This window comes from Roseicella aerolata, assembly GCF_020523605.1.
GTDB classification, from domain to species: domain Bacteria; phylum Pseudomonadota; class Alphaproteobacteria; order Acetobacterales; family Acetobacteraceae; genus Paracraurococcus; species Paracraurococcus aerolatus.
In genome coordinates this window covers 1-19,848 of sequence record NZ_JAJAQI010000065.1, presented here as the reverse complement: position 1 = coordinate 19,848, position 19,848 = coordinate 1, and the positions used below count along the sequence as shown (strand labels likewise).

At 72.9% G+C, this 19,848-nt stretch carries 20 protein-coding genes, 1 tRNA gene and 1 pseudogene; 15 read left to right on the top strand and 7 right to left on the bottom strand.

Annotated features, from left to right (window positions below; genetic code table 11):
- The 3 genes and pseudogenes from LHA35_RS25645 to LHA35_RS25635 all read right to left on the bottom strand — a co-directional run.
- Positions 1–394: pseudogene (locus tag LHA35_RS25645) on the bottom strand (transposase); the annotation flags it as partial.
- An 11-nt stretch (positions 395–405) separates the two neighbouring features.
- Positions 406–1,014, bottom strand: a complete 609-nt coding sequence (locus tag LHA35_RS25640) for a hypothetical protein (RefSeq protein WP_226613808.1) — start codon at positions 1,012–1,014, stop codon at positions 406–408.
- Between the two features lie 352 nt (positions 1,015–1,366).
- Positions 1,367–1,443 (bottom strand) — tRNA-Arg (locus LHA35_RS25635).
- Positions 1,444–1,561: 118 nt separating this feature from the next.
- On the opposite strand from LHA35_RS25635, the gene LHA35_RS25630 reads away from it, so the two are divergent.
- Positions 1,562–2,071 (top strand): ferritin-like domain-containing protein, encoded by a 510-nt coding sequence (locus LHA35_RS25630; protein WP_226613807.1) that lies wholly within the window; start codon positions 1,562–1,564, stop codon positions 2,069–2,071.
- A gap of 148 nt (positions 2,072–2,219) precedes the next feature.
- On the opposite strand, the gene pip is transcribed toward LHA35_RS25630, so the two are convergent.
- The gene (gene pip / locus LHA35_RS25625; protein WP_226613806.1) at positions 2,220–3,170 is read right to left on the bottom strand and encodes a prolyl aminopeptidase; all 951 of its coding nucleotides are present in this window, start codon (positions 3,168–3,170) and stop codon (positions 2,220–2,222) included.
- A 132-nt stretch (positions 3,171–3,302) separates the two neighbouring features.
- Between pip and LHA35_RS25620 the strand changes: the two genes are divergently transcribed.
- From LHA35_RS25620 to LHA35_RS25605, 4 genes are all read left to right on the top strand, one after another.
- Entirely contained in the window at positions 3,303–4,058 is a 756-nt protein-coding gene (locus LHA35_RS25620; RefSeq protein ID WP_226613805.1) for a hypothetical protein, read from the top strand.
- Between the two features lie 417 nt (positions 4,059–4,475).
- Complete coding sequence (gene nfi, locus LHA35_RS25615) at positions 4,476–5,225, top strand: deoxyribonuclease V (RefSeq protein ID WP_226613804.1); 750 nt, start codon at positions 4,476–4,478, stop codon at positions 5,223–5,225.
- A 62-nt stretch (positions 5,226–5,287) separates the two neighbouring features.
- Positions 5,288–5,656, top strand: a complete 369-nt coding sequence (locus tag LHA35_RS25610) for a DUF423 domain-containing protein (protein ID WP_226613803.1) — start codon at positions 5,288–5,290, stop codon at positions 5,654–5,656.
- Complete coding sequence (locus LHA35_RS25605; protein WP_226613802.1) at positions 5,653–6,573, top strand: SAM-dependent methyltransferase; 921 nt, start codon at positions 5,653–5,655, stop codon at positions 6,571–6,573. Before LHA35_RS25610 ends, LHA35_RS25605 begins: the two co-directional genes overlap by 4 nt.
- 13 nt (positions 6,574–6,586) lie before the next feature.
- On the opposite strand, the gene LHA35_RS25600 is transcribed toward LHA35_RS25605, so the two are convergent.
- Positions 6,587–6,859 (bottom strand): hypothetical protein, encoded by a 273-nt coding sequence (locus LHA35_RS25600; protein ID WP_226613800.1) that lies wholly within the window; start codon positions 6,857–6,859, stop codon positions 6,587–6,589.
- Positions 6,860–6,959: 100 nt separating this feature from the next.
- Between LHA35_RS25600 and LHA35_RS25595 the strand changes: the two genes are divergently transcribed.
- Positions 6,960–8,045 (top strand): enolase C-terminal domain-like protein, encoded by a 1,086-nt coding sequence (locus tag LHA35_RS25595; protein ID WP_226613798.1) that lies wholly within the window; start codon positions 6,960–6,962, stop codon positions 8,043–8,045.
- Between the two features lie 374 nt (positions 8,046–8,419).
- On the opposite strand, the gene LHA35_RS25590 is transcribed toward LHA35_RS25595, so the two are convergent.
- Together LHA35_RS25590 and LHA35_RS25585 are read right to left on the bottom strand one after the other, a co-directional pair.
- Positions 8,420–10,693: an HWE histidine kinase domain-containing protein gene (locus tag LHA35_RS25590; RefSeq protein WP_226613797.1), complete on the bottom strand. Its 2,274-nt coding sequence runs from the start codon at positions 10,691–10,693 to the stop codon at positions 8,420–8,422.
- 468 nt (positions 10,694–11,161) lie between these two features.
- Positions 11,162–11,830 carry an alpha/beta hydrolase gene (locus LHA35_RS25585; RefSeq protein ID WP_226613795.1) on the bottom strand — a complete coding sequence of 223 codons (669 nt, stop codon included), beginning with the start codon at positions 11,828–11,830 and terminating at the stop codon, positions 11,162–11,164.
- A 468-nt stretch (positions 11,831–12,298) separates the two neighbouring features.
- Here LHA35_RS25585 and LHA35_RS25580 point away from each other — a divergent pair, with 468 nt between their 5' ends.
- The 9 genes from LHA35_RS25580 (at position 12,299) to LHA35_RS25540 (ending at position 19,576) form a co-directional block, all read left to right on the top strand.
- Complete coding sequence (locus LHA35_RS25580; RefSeq protein ID WP_226613793.1) at positions 12,299–12,796, top strand: Rrf2 family transcriptional regulator; 498 nt, start codon at positions 12,299–12,301, stop codon at positions 12,794–12,796.
- Positions 12,797–12,823: 27 nt separating this feature from the next.
- On the top strand, positions 12,824–13,909 hold the full coding sequence (locus tag LHA35_RS25575) for a cysteine desulfurase family protein (protein WP_226613809.1): 1,086 nt from the start codon (positions 12,824–12,826) through the stop codon (positions 13,907–13,909).
- Positions 13,910–13,927: 18 nt separating this feature from the next.
- Complete coding sequence (locus tag LHA35_RS25570; protein ID WP_226613792.1) at positions 13,928–15,100, top strand: cysteine desulfurase family protein; 1,173 nt, start codon at positions 13,928–13,930, stop codon at positions 15,098–15,100.
- Between the two features lie 6 nt (positions 15,101–15,106).
- A complete protein-coding gene (locus LHA35_RS25565; protein WP_226613790.1) occupies positions 15,107–15,436 on the top strand; it encodes a ferredoxin family 2Fe-2S iron-sulfur cluster binding protein in 330 nt (109 codons plus the stop codon).
- 1 nt (position 15,437) lies between these two features.
- Complete coding sequence (tenA, locus tag LHA35_RS25560) at positions 15,438–16,166, top strand: thiaminase II (protein WP_226613788.1); 729 nt, start codon at positions 15,438–15,440, stop codon at positions 16,164–16,166.
- 36 nt (positions 16,167–16,202) lie between these two features.
- Entirely contained in the window at positions 16,203–17,300 is a 1,098-nt protein-coding gene (gene mnmA, locus LHA35_RS25555; RefSeq protein WP_226613786.1) for a tRNA 2-thiouridine(34) synthase MnmA, read from the top strand.
- Between the two features lie 65 nt (positions 17,301–17,365).
- Positions 17,366–17,857, top strand: coding sequence for a hypothetical protein (locus LHA35_RS25550; RefSeq protein ID WP_226613784.1), 492 nt, complete (start codon positions 17,366–17,368; stop codon positions 17,855–17,857).
- 150 nt (positions 17,858–18,007) lie between these two features.
- Complete coding sequence (locus LHA35_RS25545) at positions 18,008–18,157, top strand: hypothetical protein (RefSeq protein ID WP_226613783.1); 150 nt, start codon at positions 18,008–18,010, stop codon at positions 18,155–18,157.
- Positions 18,158–18,544: 387 nt separating this feature from the next.
- Entirely contained in the window at positions 18,545–19,576 is a 1,032-nt protein-coding gene (locus tag LHA35_RS25540) for a hypothetical protein (protein ID WP_226613781.1), read from the top strand.
- Positions 19,577–19,848: the final 272 nt, after the last annotated feature.

The window sequence follows — 19,848 nt, the reverse complement described above, 5'->3', positions numbered from 1 at the left end:
CGGCGTGCACGACGCTGCGTCGAGCGCGGCTGACCGAGGGTGCAGCACGCCCGGCGTTCGGAGACGCCGAGCGTAGCCTGCACATGACGGACACAGGCCCGGCGACGCTCGGGGCCTAGTATTTTCCCTCGGCGGCCTCTCGTAGGATCTGCTTGTCGAGCGTGAGCTCGGCCACGGCCCGCTTCAGCCGTGCATTCTCTCGCTCCAGTTCCTTCATGCGCCGGACCTGGTCGACCTTGAGGCCGCCGTACTCGGTCCGCCAGCGGTAGAAGCTCGCCTCCGATACCCCCAACCCGCGGCAGATCTCGCCCACCGTCCGGCCCTGCGCCAGCTCCACCTCGGCCTGCCGCAGCACCCCAATGATCTGTTCCGGCTTCAAACGCTTCCCTGCCATCCCGACCTCCCTCAGGAGGCCAACTCTTCCATCAAACCCGGATCCAGTTCAGGGGCGCAGGTCACAGAGATGGTCTCGGGAATCGCCTCGATCCGGCGCCGGAGGCCGTTCTGCACGGCGTTGGCCTCAATCGAGTTCAAGGGCGCGTTGAAGATGATGGTGCCGCCCTGCTTGGCGATCAGGTTGATCTGGGAGCCGCCGTCCTTGGCCACCGGCTCGATGATCTGGGAGACCTGCTGGAAGTCCTTCTTGGTGGCGCCCAGGAACAGCTCCTTGACGTCCTTGGCGTCCTTGACCCCCTTGAGGAACTCGAACCACTCGCCGAGCTGCTGAGTGAACTGGACAATGAAGGGCGCGAAGGGGGCAATCATCTGCCCCTGGGTAGCCATGCTCACCAGCTCGGCGATGATGCTGCCTGAGCGGACTTCCTTCACGTAGAGCCGGTAGTCGTCTTCGGCCCAGGGACCGCCCTGGCGGCGGATGAAGGACTTGTACTGCTCGCCGACCGCCAGGAGGCTGTTGGTGAAATCCAACAGCTCAATCGGCCGGACGTTATGGAATTCGTAGACGAGGCTGGTCTCGGGACCCTCTGTCGTTTTCAGCTCACCCAGACCCGCCATCGGTCAAACACGCTCTCTATGATCGGGACAGATTCGCACGACCTGCTCACTCGGGCAACGAGGACTCCTCGCTGGCACTGATGGTTCCGAAGTTCGTCGCCAGCCTCGCCTGGTAGGCAAGTCGCTTTCCAACCGTTGCTCGAGTTGCCGCTCGGAAAGCCGCAGTTTTCCTCGGTCCAAACCTGGGGACTAAATCCGCCAAGTCCCCAGGTCCGGAGAGAAAGCGCCCTTCAGAGAGAAAATTCCGAATTCGTTACGTCACCGCACTCCCCAGGTCACAGCGCGACCCCAGGCCAAACCTGCGGTTCAGCGCGCGGTCCGATCAGGCGGAGAGCGAGTTTGTAGGAAGGAATGGTGTCCCCGGCGGGATTCGAACCCACGGCCCCCAGATTAGGAATCTGGTGCTCTATCCTGCTGAGCTACGGAGACCCAAAAACATCATAACACACCTGCCTCCCGGCTTGAAGCCGCCGATCCCGTCCGCTGCCGAAAGCAACCCGTCCTGCCCCGCCCCCGTTGGCGCCCCACACGAACAGGAGGCGACTCAGTGGCCAGTTCCATCCAGGACATCTACATCACGGGCCTGCGCAACGCCCATGCGCTCGAGGCCCAGGCCGACCAGCTTCTCTCCCGCCAGGTCGAGCGGATCGAGAACTATCCGGCCATGCGCCAGCGCCTGCAGCAGCATATTGAGGAAACCCGCCGGCAATCCAAGCGGCTGGAGCAGATCCTGCAGGCCCATGGCACCAGCGAGAGCACGCTGAAGGACTTCGCGACCAGCTTCATGGGCAACATGGCCGCCATGGCGCATGCCCCGATGCAGGACGAGGTGCTGAAGAACAGCTTCGCGAACTACGCCTTCGAGCATTACGAGATCGCCTCCTACAAGGCGCTCATCGAAATGGCGCAGCAGGCCGGCGACCAGCAGGGTGTACAACTCCTGCAGGAATCGCTACAGGAGGAGATCGCGATGGCCGAATGGGCCGGCCAGAACCTGCCCGATGTGGTGCAGACCTACATCCGGCTGGAGACGCAGGGGAAGAAGTCGGGAATTTGATGCTGCCCCGCCTGCGGGCACCCGCCCGCAGGCAGCCCCATCCGGCAACGCATTACCGGCCCGGCGCCTGGCGACGCTGCAGGTGGCGCGTCGCCCCTCCGGAAATTTCATCCTGTCCCGCAGGCCGCCCGTCCGGCGTGCCGCGGGATCAGCCCCGCCGGCGGAAGCGCTCCACCGCGCCCACCAGTGCGGTTCGCACCCCCGGCTCCAGCGCCGAATGCCCGGCATCCGGCACCACGGTCAGCCGCGCCCGTGGCCATGCCGCCACCAGATCGAAGGCGGTTTCGGCGGGGCAGACCATGTCGTAGCGGCCCTGCACCACCTCGGCCGGGATATGGGCGATGCGGCCCATATGGGCCAGCAGCCCATCCTTCGGCAGGAACAGGTCGTGCGCGAAGTAATGCGCCTCGATCCGCGCAAGGCCGAGCGCGGTGCGGTCCTGTGCGAAGCTCGCCACGGTGTCGGGACTCGGCAGCAGGGTGGAGCAATTGCCCTCATACTGGCTCCAGGCCCGGGCCGCCGGCAGGTGGACCAGCGGGTCGGGGTCGCAGAGCCGGCGGAGATAGGCGCCCAGGATGTCGCCGCGCTCCTCCGGCGGCAGGTGCTCGACAAAGGCGGCCCAGGCATCGGGGAAGACGCGCTTCAGCCCGGTCAGGAACCACTCCACCTCCGCCTGGCGGCCCAGGAAGACGCCGCGCAGCACGCAGCCCGTCACGCGTTCCGGATGCGCCTGGGCATAGGCCAGCGCGAGGGTCGAGCCCCAGCTCCCGCCGAAGAGCAGCCAGCGCTCGATCCCCAGCGACCGGCGCAGCGCCTCGATATCCGCGACCAGGTGCGGGGTGGTGTTGTCCCGGAGCTCGCCGAGCGGGCGGGACCGGCCGGCGCCGCGCTGGTCGAAGATCACCACCCGCCAGTGCCCGGGGTCGAAGAAGCGCCGGTGCACGGCGCCGGCCCCGGCGCCGGGGCCGCCATGCAGGAACAGCACCGGCTGGCCGCGGGGGTTGCCCACCTGCTCCCAGTACATGACATGCCCGCCCGAGAGGGGCAGCAATCCGGTTTCGTAGGGTGCGATATCAGGGAACAGGTCGCCGCGCGGCATGGCCGCACTATCCCCAGGCAGGGCCCGGGGAGCAACACCGGCGTCATCGGAAACACGCATGCCGGGGAATCGCCTGACGCGGGGCGCGGACCCCCCTTCGCCTTTCCGGCAAGCATGCCTACTTTTGCAGGGATGCCGGCACCCTCCCCAGCCCCGCCCAAACCGCCCGCGGCCGAAGCCCTGCCGCGCTGCGCCGTCTGCGGCACGGGCAGCCGGCAGCCGCCCTTCCGGCCCAGCCCGCCGGAGCAGGCGCCGGACCTCGATCTGCGACCGGGGGAGCCGGTGCGCTCCACCATGGCGCGCTGGCTGCAGCAATGCCCCTCCTGCGGCTATGCCGCGCCGAACATCACCAAGGCCCATCCGGCCGCGGCCCAGGCCGTCGCCGCCGCGCCCTTCCGCGCGCTGCTCGCGGAATCCTCCTATCCGCCGCTGGCCCGCCGCTTCCTTGCCTGGGCCCATGTGCTGGAGGAGACGGGCGCGCTGCATGCCGCGGCCGAGGCCACGCTGCATGCCGCCTGGGTGGCGGATGACCTGAACCGGGACGACCTGGCGCGGATGTGGCGGCTGGACGCGGTGGCGCTGTGGCGCGGCGGCCCGCCGCTCGACCCCGAGCAGACGGTGCGGGTGATCGACGCGCTGCGCCGGGCGGAGGCCTGGCCCGATGCCGCCGCGACCACGGAGGCGCTGAGCCTTTCCAACCCGCCGGAGGCGGTGGCGCAGGTCCTTGGCCTGGAAGCGCGGCTGATCGCGGCGCGGGATGCCGGCCGGCATACCGTGGCGAGCGCCCTGCCGCCGCCCTCCCGCCGCCCGCATGTCTCGCACCAGAAGATCGCCGGCCGGTCCGAGGGGCTGGTGGCGCGGCTGAAGCGCTGGTTCGGCCGGGGCTGATCGCGGCTGGCGCGGACCGGGGCGGTGGCGGCCTGGTTGCGCAGGCCCGGCGCGCCGGCACCGCCTGCGCCAGGATCATGCCCGGGGCGGTGGCGCCGGACCTGCGCCTCACCTCGCCGATCTGGCTCGACGGCTCTCTGTGCCATGCGCAGCGGAAGATCGGCGACGCTCCGCCGCCGCGCCCTACTCCCCCCTGGCGGCCGCCAGCGCCCAGCGCCTGCCGGTCGTCGCCTCCTCCCCGTCCTCGGCCTCGATGGTCCCGGCGATGCCGGGCGGCTGGGGCGCGCCCGCCAGGCGGCCTCCGCCGGATTGCCCCCGGGGCCCTCCGGGACCGGTCCCCCCGGCCCGCCGGGCGGCGGTACCTCCGGAACCGCGCCCGGGGGGCGGGGTTGGACGGCTGCGCATCGGAACACCGGCATGGACCTGCCCGGCATCACGCCACCCGCCCGCGACATCCCGCCCGAATGGCTGGCCCCGCCCGACCTCGCCACGGCGAAGGCGGCGCAGCTCGCGCTCGCCGCCCGGGTGGTGCGGGAGGATGCCCACCCGCCGGTGCGATGGCTGGGCGGGGTCGATATCAGCAACAGCCGCTTCGACCCGGAAGGGCGGGTCTATGCCGCCGTGGTGGTGCTGGAATGGCCCGGGCTCCGGGTCGTGGCGCGGGCCACGGCCGAGGCGCGGGCGACCCTGCCCTATGTTCCGGGCTATCTCGGCTTCCGCGAGGTGCCGGCGCTGCTCGCGGCCTGGGAGAGGCTGGCGACCAGGCCCGACCTGGTGATGGTGGACGGCCATGGCATCGCGCATCCGCGCAGCTTCGGCATCGCCACGCATCTCGGCGTGGTGCTGGACATCCCCACCATCGGGGTCGCCAAGTCGCCCCTGGTCGGGCGGCCGGAAGGGCCGGTGGGCGAGGAGCCGGGGGCGGAGCAGCCGCTGGTCTGGCGTGGCGAGCGGCTCGGGACGGTGCTCCGGACGAAGCGGCGGTCCAATCCGCTCTGGATCTCGCTCGGCCACCGCATGTCGCTGGCGAGCGCCGTCGCCTGGGTGAAGCGCTGCGGCACCGGCTACCGCCTGCCGGAGCCGACGCGCCAGGCGCACCTGGCGGCGAATGAGGCGCGCCGTGCGGGCCTGGCCAGGGAGGCGATGCCGGGCCAGGACATCGTTTGACAGAGCGGATTCACGCCTCCGGGCGTTTCCACTCGGCGGCGATCTGCTCTAAGCCCGGCGCCATGCACAGGCTCTGGCTCACCCTTGGCGCGCTCTTCGGTCTCGGCGCCGTCGCCCTCTCGGCCTGGGCGGCGCATGCCGCGCCGGCGCGGCTGGATGCGCGCGCGCTGATGGCGCTCGACAACGGCATCCGCATGCAGGGCTGGCACGCCCTCGCCCTGGTCGGCGCCGCGCTCTGGGCGGAGCGGCGGGGCGGGACCCTGCCGCATGTCGCGGCGGGCGCCTTCGCGCTCGGCCTGCTGCTCTTCTGCGGCGCGGTCTATGCCAGCGCGCTCGGCGGCGTCTCGCTCGGCCCGGTGGCGCCGCTCGGCGGCGTCACGCTGATGGTCGCCTGGGGGCTGCTGGCGGCCTCCGCGGTGGTCCGGCGGTGACGCCACCGGCCATTGGCGCGGCCTATCTGGCGGCCGAGGGCTTCGAGCGCGACCTGGCCGAGGAACTGCGCCTGGCCGGCCGGAGCGTGACCGCCTGGCATGGCCGCCTTGCCCTCTCGCCCGAGCCGCCGGCGCCCATGGTCTGGGCGCTGGAGGTCTGGACCGAACCGCGGGAGATGCCGGCGCCCTCGGTGAAGGCGGCCGCCGATGCGCTGCGCGCCATCCAGCGCAACTGGGCGCTCTATGCCGCCGGCCACCACCGCCGCGCGGCGCTGATCGAGGACAGGCTGCCGCCGGTGAAGGCCAGGCCGCTCGCCTTCCCCGACCCGGCGCCGACCGGCCATCTCGGCGCCTGGACGCTGCTGGCGCCGGACCGGCTGCTGGCCAGCCCGACCAAGACCAGCCCCTTCGTGAACGGGGAGGTCCGCTTCGTCGAGGACCGGGAAGGCCCGCCCAGCCGCGCCTATCTGAAACTGTGGGAGGCGCTGACCCGCGCCGGCCGCTGGCCGCAACCCGGTGAGACCTGCCTCGACCTCGGCGCCTCCCCCGGCGGCTGGACCTGGGCGCTGGCGAGGCTTGGCGCCCGGGTGACGGCTGTGGACAAGGCGCCGCTCGATCCGGCCGTCGCCGCCATGCCGGGCGTGGCCACGCGGCAGGAGAGCGCCTTCGGCCTTGAGCCGCGGGACCATCCGCCGGTCGATTGGCTGTTCAGCGACATCATCTGCTACCCGGCCCGGCTGCTGGCGCTGGTGCGGCGCTGGATGGAAGCCGACCGGGCGAAGCATGTCTGCTGCACCATCAAGTTCCAGGGCGAGACGGACCACGCCGTGACGGCGGAATTCGCCGCCATCCCCGGCGCCATGGTCTTCCACGGCGCGCACAACAAGCATGAGGCGATGTTCGTGCGGCTGGGCTGACCGGCCGGCGCCGTCACCCGCCGCGCTTCGGCAGTTCCTCCAACTGCCGCTTCACCTGCTTGTCCTCCTCGGTCAGCGGCGCCGGCTCGGCCGGGGCGACGCCCTCCGGCACGGAATCGCCGGGGTCGCGGTCCGGGCGGGCCTCGCTGCCGCGGGCATCGTCACCGACATCGCTGCCGGGGCCGGGGATGCCCTCCGGCACCGCATCGCCCGGGTCGCGGTAGCCGGGATCGCTCGGGTCATGCGTGGGCTCGTCCGGCTCCCGGTTGCGGGGCTGCTGGGCCATGGCGTCCTCCTGCGTGGTACGGGCCTGACGCCGCGGGTGGGTGGGCGGTTGCCGCGGCCCCGCGGCCCCGGGCACCATCCGCCGGAACGGAGGAACGCCCATGACCCTGACGATCCAGGAGGTCGCCGTCCGCGCGGTGGACGCGCCGCTCGACCCGCCGCTGCGCAACAGCCTCAACGTCATCCCGCGCGCGCCGCTGGTGATCGCGGAGGTGCGGACGCGGGAGGGGGTGGCGGGCAATGCCTATGTCTTCCCCTATACGCCAGCCGCCCTCGGCCCGACGGCGGCCCTGGTGCGCAACATCGGCGCGAGCCTCGCCGGGCGGGCGCTGGCGCCGGCGACGCTCTGGGCGGAACTGCACAACGCCTATCGCATCCTGGGGACGGAGGGGCTGGTGCAGATCGCCCTCTCCTGTCTCGACATGGCGATGTGGGATGCGCTGGGCCGGGCGGCGGGCCAGCCGCTCTGCCGGCTGCTGGGCTCCGAGCCCCGGCCGCTGCCGGTCTATGCCTCGCTCCGCGGCTGGGGCGCGGCGATGCTGGCGGAGGAGGCGGGCCAGGCCGTCGCCGCGCTCGGCGCCCGGGCGGTGAAGTTCAAGCTTGGCCAGGCGCGGCTGGAGGACGACCTGGACACGGTGCGCGCCGTGCGCGGCGCGGTCGGGGACGGGGTGGAGATCCTGGTGGACTACAACCAGGGCCTGACCCGGCCGGAGGCGGAGCGGCGCGGCCTGGCCCTGCAGACGCTCGATATCCGCTGGCTGGAGGAGCCGCTGCCGGTCGATGACGATGCCGGTCTCGCCGCGCTGCGCCAGGCGCTGCGCGTGCCGGTGCAGGGCGGGGAGAATTGGTGGGGGCCGAAGGGCATGGCGCGCGCGCTGGAGGCCGGGGCGGTCGATCTCTGCATGCCGGATGCGATGAAGATCGGCGGCGTGACGGGCTGGCAGCAGGCGGCGGCGATCGCCGCGGCGAAGCGCGTGCCCATGTCCTCCCACATCTTCGTCGAGGCCAGCGCGCAATTGCTGCCGGCGACGCCGACCGCGCATTGGCTGGAACACCTGGACGTGGCCGGGCCGCTGCTGAGGACACCGCTCGAGGTCAAGGACGGCATGGCGCTGGTGCCGGAGCGCGGGGGGATCGGGCTGGACTGGGATGCGGGGGCACTCGCCCGGTGGCGTGCGGATGTCTGATGCCGTCCCGCAACAAGGCCGACATTCATGCGGCCGCAGCCGCCGATGGCGGCTGCAGGTCGGGACTTATACCAGCGGAATGAATGTCCCATTCCTGCCGAGTGCCCGGACGGGCGCCGCCGCCTGTGCGGCGTAGCCAAGCTTTGCGGAGCAAACCGCCCGGCGATGGAGGGGCCGTTGATGGGTCACCATCAACGGCCGTCGGTATTGTGCCGCTCGGCATGACCCATGGAGGCCGGGACTGATGTGCCGGACAATGCGCAGCAAGGCCCGAACTGCGGCTGCGGGCCATGGGCGGACCGGTGCGGCGGGCCCCGCCTTGCCGGGCATCGGGACGCCGCGCCCCTCTCGCGCTGAACTGTGATGACCACCGGTCATGGGGAGGTCCCGCTCGCATCTCCCGGCAGGGCCTGCGCCAGCGCCGCGGCCAGCGCGGCCCGCTGATAGGGCTTGCGCAGCACCGCCGCCGCCTTGGCATCGCGCCCTTCCAGCGGGCCCGCGCTGCCATAGCCGGTCGCCAGCAGATAGGGCACGCCGCGCGCGGCGAGCAGGTCGGCCACCGGGAAGACCAGCTCCCCGCCGCCCAGATTGACATCCAGCACCGCGGCGGTGAGGCGCGGCTCCGACGCGGCCAGCCGGCTGGCCTCCGCCAGGTTGCGCGCAGGGCCGATCACCTCGCAGCCCAGTTCGCGCAGGCCGGTCTCCAGCTCCAGCGCCAGCAGCGCCTCGTCCTCCACCACCAGCACACGCGGCGGTGGGGCATCCGGACCGGTCCAGGCCGGGCGCGGCGCGACGGCCGGCGGGCGCGCCTTCTGCGCGGGCCGGGCCAGGGCGGTGCCCTCCGGGGCGGCGCGGCCGGCGGGCAGGGTGAGGGTGGCGCGCAGCCCCGCCGCTGCCCAGTCGAAGCAGAGCCGCCCGGCCAGTTGCCGCTCCGCCAGCTGGGTCATGAGCCGGAGGCCGAAGCTGCGCCGCGCCGGCGGGCCCGCCAGGGGCGGTCCGCCGCGCTCGGCCCAGACCAGCCGCAGTGCCTGGTCCCCGGGCAGGAACTCCCAGGTGATCTGCACCTCCCCGCCGGGGAGGGAGAGGGCGCCATGCTTGGCGGCATTGGTCGCCAGCTCATGCAGCAGCATGGCGACGGGCTGCACCGCCTCGGCCGAGAGCCGGGCCGGCGGCCCCGCCAGCCCCACCTGGCCGGCCTGCACCGGCAACTCGCTCTCGACCAGCGCCTGCAGCTCCGCCCCGGTCCAGGCGCTGCGGGCCAGCAGGGCATGGGCGCGCGCCATGGTGGTGATGCGCCCCTCGGCCGCGGCGGCGAATTCCGCCGGCGGGACATCCCTGGGCGAGAGGCGGATCAGGGAGAGGGCGACGGCGAGGGCGTTCTTGGCACGGTGGTCCACCTCCCGCAGCAGCAGCACGAGGTGTTCCTCCGCCTCCCGCTTCGCCGCCGCCCGTGCCCGCAGCGCCGTATGGGCCGCGGCCAGGGCCTGGCGGACCTCCGCCACCTCCCGCACCCGGGGCGGGGGGCGCGGCGCCAGCGGCTGCTCGCGCACCACCCGGGCGGCATCGGCGCCGAGGGCCTCCACCTCCCGCCCCAGCCGCGCCCCGATCCGGTGGGCCAGCAGGGCGGCGAGCGCCACCGCCAGCGCGCCGCCGGCGCTGGCGCTCGCCACCGCCAGCTGCAGCGGGCCGTCCACGGCCGCGCGCGGCACGCTGAGCGCCAGCGCCCAGTCGCCCTGCGGCATGTGACGGAGCGCGGCATAGGTGGGCGTGCCGTCCGGGGCGGTGGTCCGGATGGTCGTCCCCGCCCCGCCGCCGCGCTGGAATTCCACCAGCCAGTCCGGTGCGGGGCGGCCGAAGGCCTGGTCCTCCCACCGGGTGCGGGCGATGACCAGCCCGCGATTGTCGACGAGCGTCGCCACCCAGCGCGGCTGAAGGCGCTGGCCGCGCAGCACGGCGCCGAGGCTCGCCGGCAGGATATTGGCGGCGAGCAGGGCGGTCACCGCCTCCCCGCGCCGGACCGCCATGGCGATGCTGATGACCGGCCGCCCCGCCAGTGGCCCGACGAAGAGCGGCGAGACATAGGTCTCCCGCCTCCGGAGGATGGCGCCGAAGAACTCCAGGGGATCGATCGGCTGCGGTCCCTGGAGGGGAAAGCGTACCAGGCCGAGGCCCGGCAGGGGCTGGTCCGGCGGAACCAGGGTGTTCATCCGGTGCCGACCCTGGGCATCGAAGAGCGCGATGTTGTGCAGCACGTCGGGGCGGTGGGCGATCAGCGCCCGGGCCTGGGACCAGAAGGCGGCGGCGGCGGGCGGAGCGGGCTCGCCCTCGACCGCCGCGTCGAGGGTGGGGGAGGTGGCGAGCGCCTCCAGCGCGGTCGCGGTGATGCGCAACTCCCGGTCGAGCTCGGTCTGGAGCGCATCGGCGGCGCGGGAGAGGTCGCGCAGGGCGGTGCGGCGCTGATCAGCCGCGATCCACCAAGCGAGGCCGATGGCGAGCGCGACCAGGGGGAGGCCGGTGCCGAGGGAGAGGCCGAGAAGATGGGTGCGGAAGCGCGCCGGAGGGCGGCCGGCCGGCTGTGTCGAGGCTCCGGCACGCGGCGGGGCCACCGGCGGCGTTCGGCCGCAGGCTGTGGTGCCGCTGCTGTCCATGGCTGCGTGGTTCCCCTACCGCGGCGAAAAGCCCCCGCGGAGGATGAGGAAATTACATGCCATGGCAAGTCTTGAGTGGAGGCGTCCGGCAATCCTGCCACCGGCGCGTGTGGCGCCCTGCCGGCCGGGCCCGGCCCGGATGCCCCGCGCATCCTGATGACAGCGGCATGACCGTTTCATGCATGCCGAGCGCCCGAACGGGCGCCGCCGCCAGCGCGGCCCGGCCAGGGTTTGCGGAGCAAGCCGCCCGGCGACCGAGGGGGCGTTGATGGAGCACCATCGACGGTCACTGGCATGCGCCCGCGGCCGGCGGTCGCGGGAGTTCCTGGGCATGGGGTCGTCGCGCCGCCTGCGGCGAAGGCGCCTACCGGATCGAAGCGGCGCAGGGCGGGCATGCCCCGGCGGCATGCGCCGGGAGCGTGGCGGGGTGTTGTCCCGCCGCGCTTCCGGCCGCTGCCGCGAAGCCCGTCAGTCGGCGGCGAGCGCCATCCGGCTGCGGTTCAGCCGGGCGAGGACATGGTCCTCGGCGGCGTCCACCACCTTCTCCGTCTCCTCCGGCGTGAAGACATGGCCGGCGCCGGACAGGGTGCGGTAGTCGATGCTGATGCCCTTCTGGGTGTTCAGCTTGTCCACCAGCTTCCGGACCGAGCTTTCCGGCACCAGCTCGTCCTGATCGCCGTGGAAGATCAGCCCGTTGCAGGGGCAGGGGGCGAGGAAGCCGAAATCATAGTGGCTGGCCGGCGCGCTGATGGAGACGAAGCCGCCCATCTCCGGCCGCCGCATCAGCAGCTGCATGCCGACATAGGCGCCGAAGGAATAGCCCGCGACCCAGAGGCTGTGGGCATTGGGGTTCACCGCCTGGAGGAAGTCGAGGGCCGAGGCCGCATCCGAGATCTCGCCGATGCCGCCGTCATAGCGGCCCTGGCTGCGGCCAACCCCCCGGAAGTTGAATCGAAGGGTCGAGAACCCCAGCGCCTGGAAACGTTGGTAGAGGGCGTGGATCACCCGGTTGTTCATCGTCCCGCCATGCAGCGGGTGCGGGTGCAGCAACAACGCCACCGGCGCGTTCGGCTGCTTGGAGTGATGATAACGCCCTTCAAGCCGGCCGTCGGGGCCGGCGAACATGACCTCAGGCATCGTCCCTTGGGTCCAATTCCGGTTGTGCCAGGCACGTCCCAGATACCGAAGAGATGAGGAGCCATCCCGCCGGCAGGCCAGGCGCGCCGAGGCGCTTGGTGGGGAAGACCTGGCTGACAACGCCCGGGCTCCCCTCGGCACCAACATGCGTTGGCACACGATGCCGAGAGGAGCCCAGGCGTATCAACTTCCTAGCCGAACGGTACCGCGGCGCCCCCAATGGTTGACTGGGGTGGTCGGGTAAATTAGCCTCTCCCGCACTGTCGCCTGATCTCTGGGCGGCGGTGTCGAGGGCATCGGTACCGGTATCGTCCAGGCTCCCAGGGGCAGTCTCCCGAACCCCAGGGACATCGCCACTATAGAGACGCAAGTGGGACTTTCATAACGGAATCAAGGCACGGGGCCCATGTTTGAAGCGTCTGGCCGGTATGTCTGTATACAGCACCTCATCCATTAGGGGCCAATGCCATGCGACTTTCCACCCGCGGGCGATATGCCGTCATGGCGATGGTCGAACTGGCCGCAAGGCAGCAAGGCTGCGCGGCCGATCCGCGGGGTGGCCGGCCGGTGAGCCTCGCCGAACTCGCCCAGGCCCAGCTTCTCTCGCTCGCCTATCTGGAGCAGCTCTTTGGCAATCTCCGCCGCGCCGGCCTGGTCGCCTCGGCCCGCGGCCCGGGTGGCGGCTATCGGCTGGCCCGGCCGGCCGATGCCATCGCGATTGCCGAGATCGTCGAGGCGGTGGATGAGCCGATCCGCGCCACCCGCTGCGAGCAGGGCTCGCCCGGCTGCCTGGCCGGCCAGCGCTGCCTGACCCATGATCTCTGGTCCGAACTCGGCGAGCAGATCCGGCTTTTCCTCGCGCATGTGACGCTGGCCGATGTGGTGGCCGGCCGGATCGTCGGCCGGGCGGCGGTGCCGCATGACCGGGCGGCGCCGCCGCCGGCGGTGACGGAGGCGGCGCAGTAGCGCCGGGCGGTGGTGGACACCCTTTATATGGATGCCAACGCGACCGAGCCGCTGCGGCCGGAGGCGAAGGCGGCGGTGATCGCGGCGCTGGAGGCGGGGGGGAACCCCTCCTCGGTCCATGCCGCGGGCCGGGCCGCGCGCCGGCGGCTGGAGGAGGCGCGGGAGGCGGTCGCCACCCGCTTCGGCGCGCGGGTCCAGGACGTGGTCTTCACCGGCGGCGGGACGGAGGCGAATGCGCTGGCCGTGCAGGGCCTCGGGCGCGGGCGGCGGGTGCTGGCCGGGGCCACGGAACACCCGGCGGTGCTGGCCGCGGCGCCCGGGGCCGGGGTGATCCCGGTCCGGCCGGACGGCACCGCCGACCTCGAGGCCCTGGCGGCGCTGCTGGCGGAAGGCGGCCCGGCCCTGGTCTGCCTGATGGCGGCGAACAACGAGACCGGGGTGCTGCACCCGCTGACGCCGGCGGCGGCGCTCTGCCGCGCCCATGGCGCGTGGCTGCATGTGGATGCGGTGCAGGCGGCCGGCCGGGTGCCGGTGACGCTGGCCGGGACGGGGGCGGACAGCCTCGCCCTCTCCGGCCACAAGCTGGGCGGGCCGCCCGGCGCCGGGGCGCTGCTGCTGCGGCCGGGATTGGAGCTTCCCGCGCTGATCGCGGGCGGCGGGCAGGAGCGCGGCCGGCGCGGCGGGACGGAGCCGCTGCCGGCGATCGCCGGCCTCGCCGCCGCGGCGATGGCGGCCGAGCCGGCCGCGGCCGCGCGCCTCGCCGCCCTGCGCGACCGGATCGAGGCGGGGGTCGCGGCGCTGGCGCCGGAGGCGGTGATTGCGGGCGCCGGCGCGCCGCGGCTGCCGAATACCAGCAGCATCATCCTGCCCGGCATCGCGGCGGAGACGCAGGTGATCGCCCTCGACCTCGCCGGCATCCGCGTCTCGGCCGGCGCCGCCTGCTCCTCGGGCAAGGTGGGGCGCAGCCCGGTCCTGGCGGCGATGGGGCTCGGCGAGGCCGCGGGCTGCGGCATCCGCATGTCCCTGCCCTGGAATGCACCGGAGGACGCGGCCGAGCGTTTCCTCTCCGCCTGGGCTGCCATGCAGGCGCGCCTCTCGCAACGCGCGGCCTGAGGGGCCAAACATAGAGCGATGCGCCCGAACCGCCCGATCTACCTGGACAACCACGCCACCACGCCGGTGGACCCCCGCGTGCTGGCCGCCATGCGGCCGTGGTGGGAGGAGAATTTCGCCAACCCCCACAGCGTCGAGCACGCCATGGGCCGGGCGGCGGAGGAGGCGGTGGAGGCCGCGCGGGCCGAGATCGCGGAGATGATCGGCGCCGAGGCAAGGGAGATCATCCTCACCTCCGGCGCCACCGAATCCAACAACCTCGCCATCAAGGGCGCGGCCCGCTTCGCCGCCAGCCAGGAGAGCGGGCGGCGGCGGATCGTGACGCTGGCGACCGAGCACAAATGCGTCCTGGAGAGCATCCGCGACCTGGCCGCCGAGGGGTTCGAGCCGGTGGTGCTGCCGGTGCGGCCGGACGGACTCGCCGACCTCGACGCCCTGCGCGCCGCGCTGGACGACCGGACGCTGCTCATCTCCGTCATGGCGGTGAACAACGAGATCGGCGTGGTGCAGGACCTGGCCGCGATCGGCGCCCTGGCGAAGGAGGCCGGCGCGCTGTTCCACACCGACGCGGCGCAGGCGGCAGGGCGCATCCCGCTCGATGTGGAGGAGATCCGGGCCGACCTGCTCTCCCTCTCCGGCCACAAGATCTATGGGCCGAAGGGCATCGGCGCGCTCTATGTCCGCCGGCGTCCCCGGGTGCGCCTCGCCCCGCTCTTCTCCGGCGGCGGGCAGGAGAGGGGGCTCCGCTCCGGCACCCTGGCGGCGCCGCTGGCGGTGGGGCTGGGCGAGGCGGCGCGGATCGCCGCCACCGAGGGCATGCTGGATGCCGGCCGGATCGCCGGGCAGCGCGACCTCTTCCTCGATGCCCTGGAGAAGGCGGTGCCGGGCCTCAGGGTGAACGGAAGCCGCGAGCAGCGGGTGCCCGGCAACCTCAACATCACCTTTCCGGGGCCGGTGGATGCCCAGGCGCTGATGCGCGCGGCGCCGGAGGTCTGCGTCTCCAGCGGCTCCGCCTGTTCCTCGGCCGAGGTCGAGCCCTCCTATGTCCTCCGCGCCCTCGGGATTCCCGAGGCGGAGGCCCGGGCGACCTTGCGGATCGGGATCGGCCGCTTTACCTCGCCCGCGGATGCGGAGCAGGCCGCGGCGATCCTTGCCGGGGCCTGGCGCCGGGTGGCCTCAGCGGAGCGGTAGAACACGATGCCCAGGATGACCTTCATCGAGCGCGACGGCACGCGCCGCGAGGTGGACGCGCCGCTCGGCCTCTCGGTCCTGGAGATCGCCCACAAGCACGGCGTCGATATCGAGGGCGCCTGCGAGGGCTCGCTCGCCTGCTCCACCTGCCATGTCATCGTGGACGGGTCCTGGTTCACGAAGCTCGCCGCCCCGACCGAGGACGAGGAGGACATGCTCGACCTCGCCTTCGACCTGCAGGAGACGAGCCGGCTCGGCTGCCAGATCATCATGACCGAGGCGCTGGACGGGCTGGTGGTGAAGCTGCCGGCCGGCACCCGGAACGCGGGCGGCTGACATGGAGAGCTGGACGGAGGGCTTCGGCAAGAAAGGCGGCCTCTATCGCCGCCTGCGCGATGCCTGCGCGGCGGACTGGCAGGCCTATACCTGGCATCCCTTCGTCCATGGCCTCTCGGACGGGACGCTGCCGCTGCCAGCCTTCCGGCGCTACCTGATCCAGGACTACCTCTTCCTGATCCATTTCGCCCGCGCCAAGGCGCTCGCGGTCTTCAAGGCCGAGAGCATCGAGGCGATGCGGGACAAGACGGAGGCGATCCGGGCGATCCTCGCCGAGACCACCATGCATCTCCGCTACTGCGAGAGCTGGGGCATCCCGGAGGCCGAGGTGCGCGCGACGCCGGAGAGCGCCGAGACGGTCAGCTACACCCGCTATGTCATCGACCGCGGCCTGGCGGGCGACATCCTGGACCTGGAAGTGGCGCTCGCCCCCTGCACGGTCGGCTATGGGGAGGTGGCGCTGCGCATCCTGGCCGACCCGAACCGGCGCGCGGAAGGCAACCCCTACCAGTCCTGGATCGATACCTATGCCGATCCCGGCTACCAGGCCATGGCCAAGGCGGCCGCGGCGCGGATTGACGCGCTGGGCGAGAGCCATGGCGGCCAGGCCCGCTTCGCCACGCTGAGCGCCACCTTCGCCGAGGCGGCGCGGCTGGAAGCGCGGTTCTGGCAGCAGGGGCTGGACGCCGCCGAGGGCCATATGGCCGCCTATGAGAAGGCGCATGGGTAGGATGCGGAGCCTCGCCGCCCGCCGCATGGCACGGCCATGAGGATCCTGGTCGCGATGTCGGGCGGCGTGGACAGCAGCGTCGTCGCCGGCCTGCTGCGCGAGCAGGGGCATGAGGTGATCGGCGCCACGCTCCAGCTCTACGACCACGGCGCCGCGACCGCCCGCAAGGGCGCCTGCTGCGCCGGGCAGGACATCCACGACGCCCGCCGCGTCGCCGACCGGCTCGACATCCCACACTACGTGCTGGACAAGGAAAGCCGCTTCAGCGACGCCGTGGTGCAGGACTTCGCCGATGCCTATGCGCGCGGCGAGACGCCGATCCCCTGCGTGCGCTGCAACCAGACCGTGAAGTTCCACGACCTGGTCGGCATGGCGCGGGACCTCGGCGCCGAGGCGATGGCGACCGGCCATTATGTCCGCCGCGTCGAGGGGCCGCAGGGTGCCGAGCTGCACCGCGCCGCCGATCCCCAGCGGGACCAGAGCTACTTCCTGTTCGCCACCACCGCGGCGCAGCTCGCCTTCAGCCGGTTCCCCCTCGGCGACTATCCGGACAAGGCCGCGGTGCGCGCGGTCGCGGCGCGGCTCGGCCTGCCGGTCGCGGAGAAGCCGGACAGCCAGGACATCTGCTTCGTCCCCCAGGGCCGCTACCACGAGGTGGTGGCGAAGCACCGGCCGGACGCGGTGGAGCCGGGGGAGATCGTGCATCTCGATGGCCGGGTGCTCGGCCGGCACCAGGGCATCGCGCGCTACACGGTGGGGCAGGGCCGGGGCCTCGGCCAGGCGTCGCGGGATGGCGAGGAGCCGCTCTATGTCGCCGGCGTCGATGCCGGGACGCGCCGCGTGCTGGTCGGGCCGCGCCGCGCGCTGCCGCAGGCGGTGGTCACGGTCGGCGAGGTGAACTGGCTGATCGCCCCGCCGGGCGGCCCGCTGCGCTGCCAGGTGAAGCTCCGGGCGCGGGAGGAGCCGCGCCCGGCGACCATCGCCTGGGATGCCGCCGCCGGCCTGCTGCGCGTGACGCCGGAGGAACCGGCGATCGCCGCGCCCGGCCAGGCCTGCGTGCTCTATGACGGCGAGCGGGTGCTGGGCGGCGGCTTCATCCTGCGGCGGGCCGAGGCAACCGGCGCCGCCGCCTGAGGGTTGACCGGGATCGCTCCCGGCCGGCCCGGCCAGGGGCACCCATTCCGCAAGGCAGGCCGCGCATGCCGGACAGCCCCGCCGAGCCGCCCCATCCCGGGCCGCTCTTCCTCGACCTCGATGGCGTGCTGGCGGATTTCGACCGCGGCGTGGAGGTGGTGACCGGCAAGCGGCCGGAGGAGCTGCCACTGAAATCCATGTGGGCCGCGCTTTCCCGCGCCCCGCGCTTCTTCGACACGCTGGAGTTCATGCACGATGCGCAGGAGCTCTGGGCCTTCTGCGCGCCGCTGCGGCCGACCATCCTGACCGGCCTGCCGCTGGGCACATGGGCGCCGGCCCAGAAGAAGCGCTGGGTGGCGCGGATGCTGGGCGCGCATGTGCCCATCATCACCTGCATGAGCCGCGACAAGCCGCGCTGGTCCGGCCCCGGTCATGTGCTGGTGGATGACCGCGCCTCCGCCGCCGAGGGCTGGGAGCGGAAGGGCGGCATCTTCATCCACCATACCTCCGCCGAGCGCTCCATCGCCCGGCTCCAGGCGCTCGGCTACGGGCGCTGACAAGGGCGGCGTCCCCGCTGGCGCTGCATGGCTGCATGGACGCCGGGCCGGGGCCGCGGCGCGCGTGACACCCCATCTGTTGCAGCGAGAGGCCGCGGCGACGGCGCATGGGGCGCCGGCCCCTGCCGCGGCCGGCAAGGAGCATTGACCATGGTCTCCGCATTTGGAGGCTTCCTGACCTTCCTCCTCGGATCTGCGCTGGTGGTCTGGGGAGTCGCGCTGCGCGGCGCGATGGAGCATGACGGCGCGCTGCGCGCCGCCGCGCGGATGCCGCGGGGCGCGGCGCAGGAAGGGATCTAATACCAACCCGCATAAATGCTGACGCATTTATGCGGCCTCGGTCGCCGGCGCCGCTCTGCAGCTTGGCTACGCGCCACCTGGCGCGGCGCCCCTGGTGCCCATGGAAGACGCCTCCGGCATCTTCCATGGGCACCGGCCGTTCGGCCGCTCAGCCGCCTGCGGCGGCTGCAGGTCAGGACTTACGCCGGTCGGCATGACGAGGAGGGCGGGCTGCGCCCGCCCGACCCCCTCTTACCGGGCGGGCATCCCGGGACCGGACAAGCCGGCACGGATCGCGGGAGGCCATGAGCGGGGCACCCGCGCAGCGTGCCGTCTGGCGGCACCCTCGGCCGGGGCGTGACGCCGCGCGGACGGGCAGGACGCGACGGCGGCTTGCGGCTGCCCGGCATGGCGCCTACCGAGGGCCGCACCCAGGAGGCCACGGCCATGCCGCGCAAGACCACGCAGCACCCATCGCACCGCCGCGCCGAGGGGAAGGGCACCGGCAGCGGCACCCCGGCGGACCGGCTGGTCCGGGCCTGGCTGGACGGGAAGGACGACACCTTCGCCGATCTGGCCGAGGAGTTCATCGCCGGCGGTCGGGATGGCGTGCTCTCGGCCGCCCTGCGGAAATTCGCCGAACGCTACGAGGAGGAAGCGGTCGAGGAATTCGCGCTCGCCCTGACGGAGCTGGCCGAGGCGGTGGAGGGCCAGGCGGGCTTCGACCTGGCCGAGCTTGTGCTGCTGCCCGTGGCGACCACCGGAGCCCCGCCCGATCCGGCGCGGCTGGCCGGCAGCCTGGCCGGCGCGGGCCTCTTCCCGGCGGAGGCCGAGGTGATCTTCGCCGAGGGATGGCACTCCGCCGAGGCGATCCTGTCGCTCTCCCCCGTGGCCATCCGGCGCGTGCTGCTCGACATCGCCGGCCGGCGGCCGCCGGCCGACCTGCCGCCGCTGCCCGCCACCGGCGAGGCGGAGGGCGGGATCGCGGTGCTGGTCGGCGCCCTCGCCTTCGGCACCGCGCCCTCCCAGGAGGAGCCCGCGCCACCCGCCACCGGGGCGGCGGGGGAGGAAGAGTTCTCCGACGCCTTCGAGCGCTGGCATGCATCGCTCGATCCCACGCTCATCGGCGATGCCGTCATCCTCTCCCCCTGCTCGCCATCGCAGCTGGCGGATGAGATCGAGGCGCTGCTGGAGGAGGCAAACGAGGCGGCGTTCGAAGAGGTGGCCGATTTCATCGACACGGCGCGCGAGGAAGCGGCCGGCGAGGAGGTCGTGGCCCGTCTTGCCGAGCGGTCCGACGGCGTGGAGGTCACCCTGCTGACGCGGGCCGGCCGCGAGCTGGACCGCCGGGTCTTCGACACCGCCGAGGGCGAGCTCACGGCCGAGGACATCCGGCGCGTCGTCGGCGACCGGATCCCGATCCTGGACGATACGGCATGAGCGGCCGGCGGGGCCCGATCTGTCCTCTTCGCGGCGTCCGCGGCCGGAACGGGATGGGCCGGGCAAGGCGGGCCGGCGCGGGGCGGCAGCGCCCGGAGGCGTGACCCTGCCGGGCGCCGGCGGTCGGGCTCAGGCCTGAACGCCACTCCGCCCTAGACCTTTATTGCCCTGACTGTGCATAGCCGCAGTGTTGGAAGTAGGCGGCGCACTCGCTCGGACTGAAGCGGTCGAGGAGACTGCCGATGGTATCCCAGAGGGTGCCGACGGTCCTG

Coding starts and splice junctions, on each gene's coding strand:
- LHA35_RS25640 (WP_226613808.1), bottom strand. CDS start 1,014: ATGGCGGGTCTGGGTGAGCTGAAAACGACAGAGGGTCCCGAGACCAGC.
- pip (WP_226613806.1), bottom strand. CDS start 3,170: ATGCCGCGCGGCGACCTGTTCCCTGATATCGCACCCTACGAAACCGGA.
- LHA35_RS25620 (WP_226613805.1), top strand. CDS start 3,303: ATGCCGGCACCCTCCCCAGCCCCGCCCAAACCGCCCGCGGCCGAAGCC.
- nfi (WP_226613804.1), top strand. CDS start 4,476: ATGGACCTGCCCGGCATCACGCCACCCGCCCGCGACATCCCGCCCGAA.
- LHA35_RS25610 (WP_226613803.1), top strand. CDS start 5,288: ATGCACAGGCTCTGGCTCACCCTTGGCGCGCTCTTCGGTCTCGGCGCC.
- LHA35_RS25600 (WP_226613800.1), bottom strand. CDS start 6,859: ATGGCCCAGCAGCCCCGCAACCGGGAGCCGGACGAGCCCACGCATGAC.
- LHA35_RS25595 (WP_226613798.1), top strand. CDS start 6,960: ATGACCCTGACGATCCAGGAGGTCGCCGTCCGCGCGGTGGACGCGCCG.
- LHA35_RS25590 (WP_226613797.1), bottom strand. CDS start 10,693: ATGGACAGCAGCGGCACCACAGCCTGCGGCCGAACGCCGCCGGTGGCC.
- LHA35_RS25585 (WP_226613795.1), bottom strand. CDS start 11,830: ATGCCTGAGGTCATGTTCGCCGGCCCCGACGGCCGGCTTGAAGGGCGT.
- LHA35_RS25580 (WP_226613793.1), top strand. CDS start 12,299: ATGCGACTTTCCACCCGCGGGCGATATGCCGTCATGGCGATGGTCGAA.
- LHA35_RS25575 (WP_226613809.1), top strand. CDS start 12,824: ATGGATGCCAACGCGACCGAGCCGCTGCGGCCGGAGGCGAAGGCGGCG.
- LHA35_RS25570 (WP_226613792.1), top strand. CDS start 13,928: ATGCGCCCGAACCGCCCGATCTACCTGGACAACCACGCCACCACGCCG.
- LHA35_RS25565 (WP_226613790.1), top strand. CDS start 15,107: ATGCCCAGGATGACCTTCATCGAGCGCGACGGCACGCGCCGCGAGGTG.
- tenA (WP_226613788.1), top strand. CDS start 15,438: ATGGAGAGCTGGACGGAGGGCTTCGGCAAGAAAGGCGGCCTCTATCGC.
- mnmA (WP_226613786.1), top strand. CDS start 16,203: ATGAGGATCCTGGTCGCGATGTCGGGCGGCGTGGACAGCAGCGTCGTC.
- LHA35_RS25550 (WP_226613784.1), top strand. CDS start 17,366: ATGCCGGACAGCCCCGCCGAGCCGCCCCATCCCGGGCCGCTCTTCCTC.
- LHA35_RS25545 (WP_226613783.1), top strand. CDS start 18,008: ATGGTCTCCGCATTTGGAGGCTTCCTGACCTTCCTCCTCGGATCTGCG.
- LHA35_RS25540 (WP_226613781.1), top strand. CDS start 18,545: ATGGCGCCTACCGAGGGCCGCACCCAGGAGGCCACGGCCATGCCGCGC.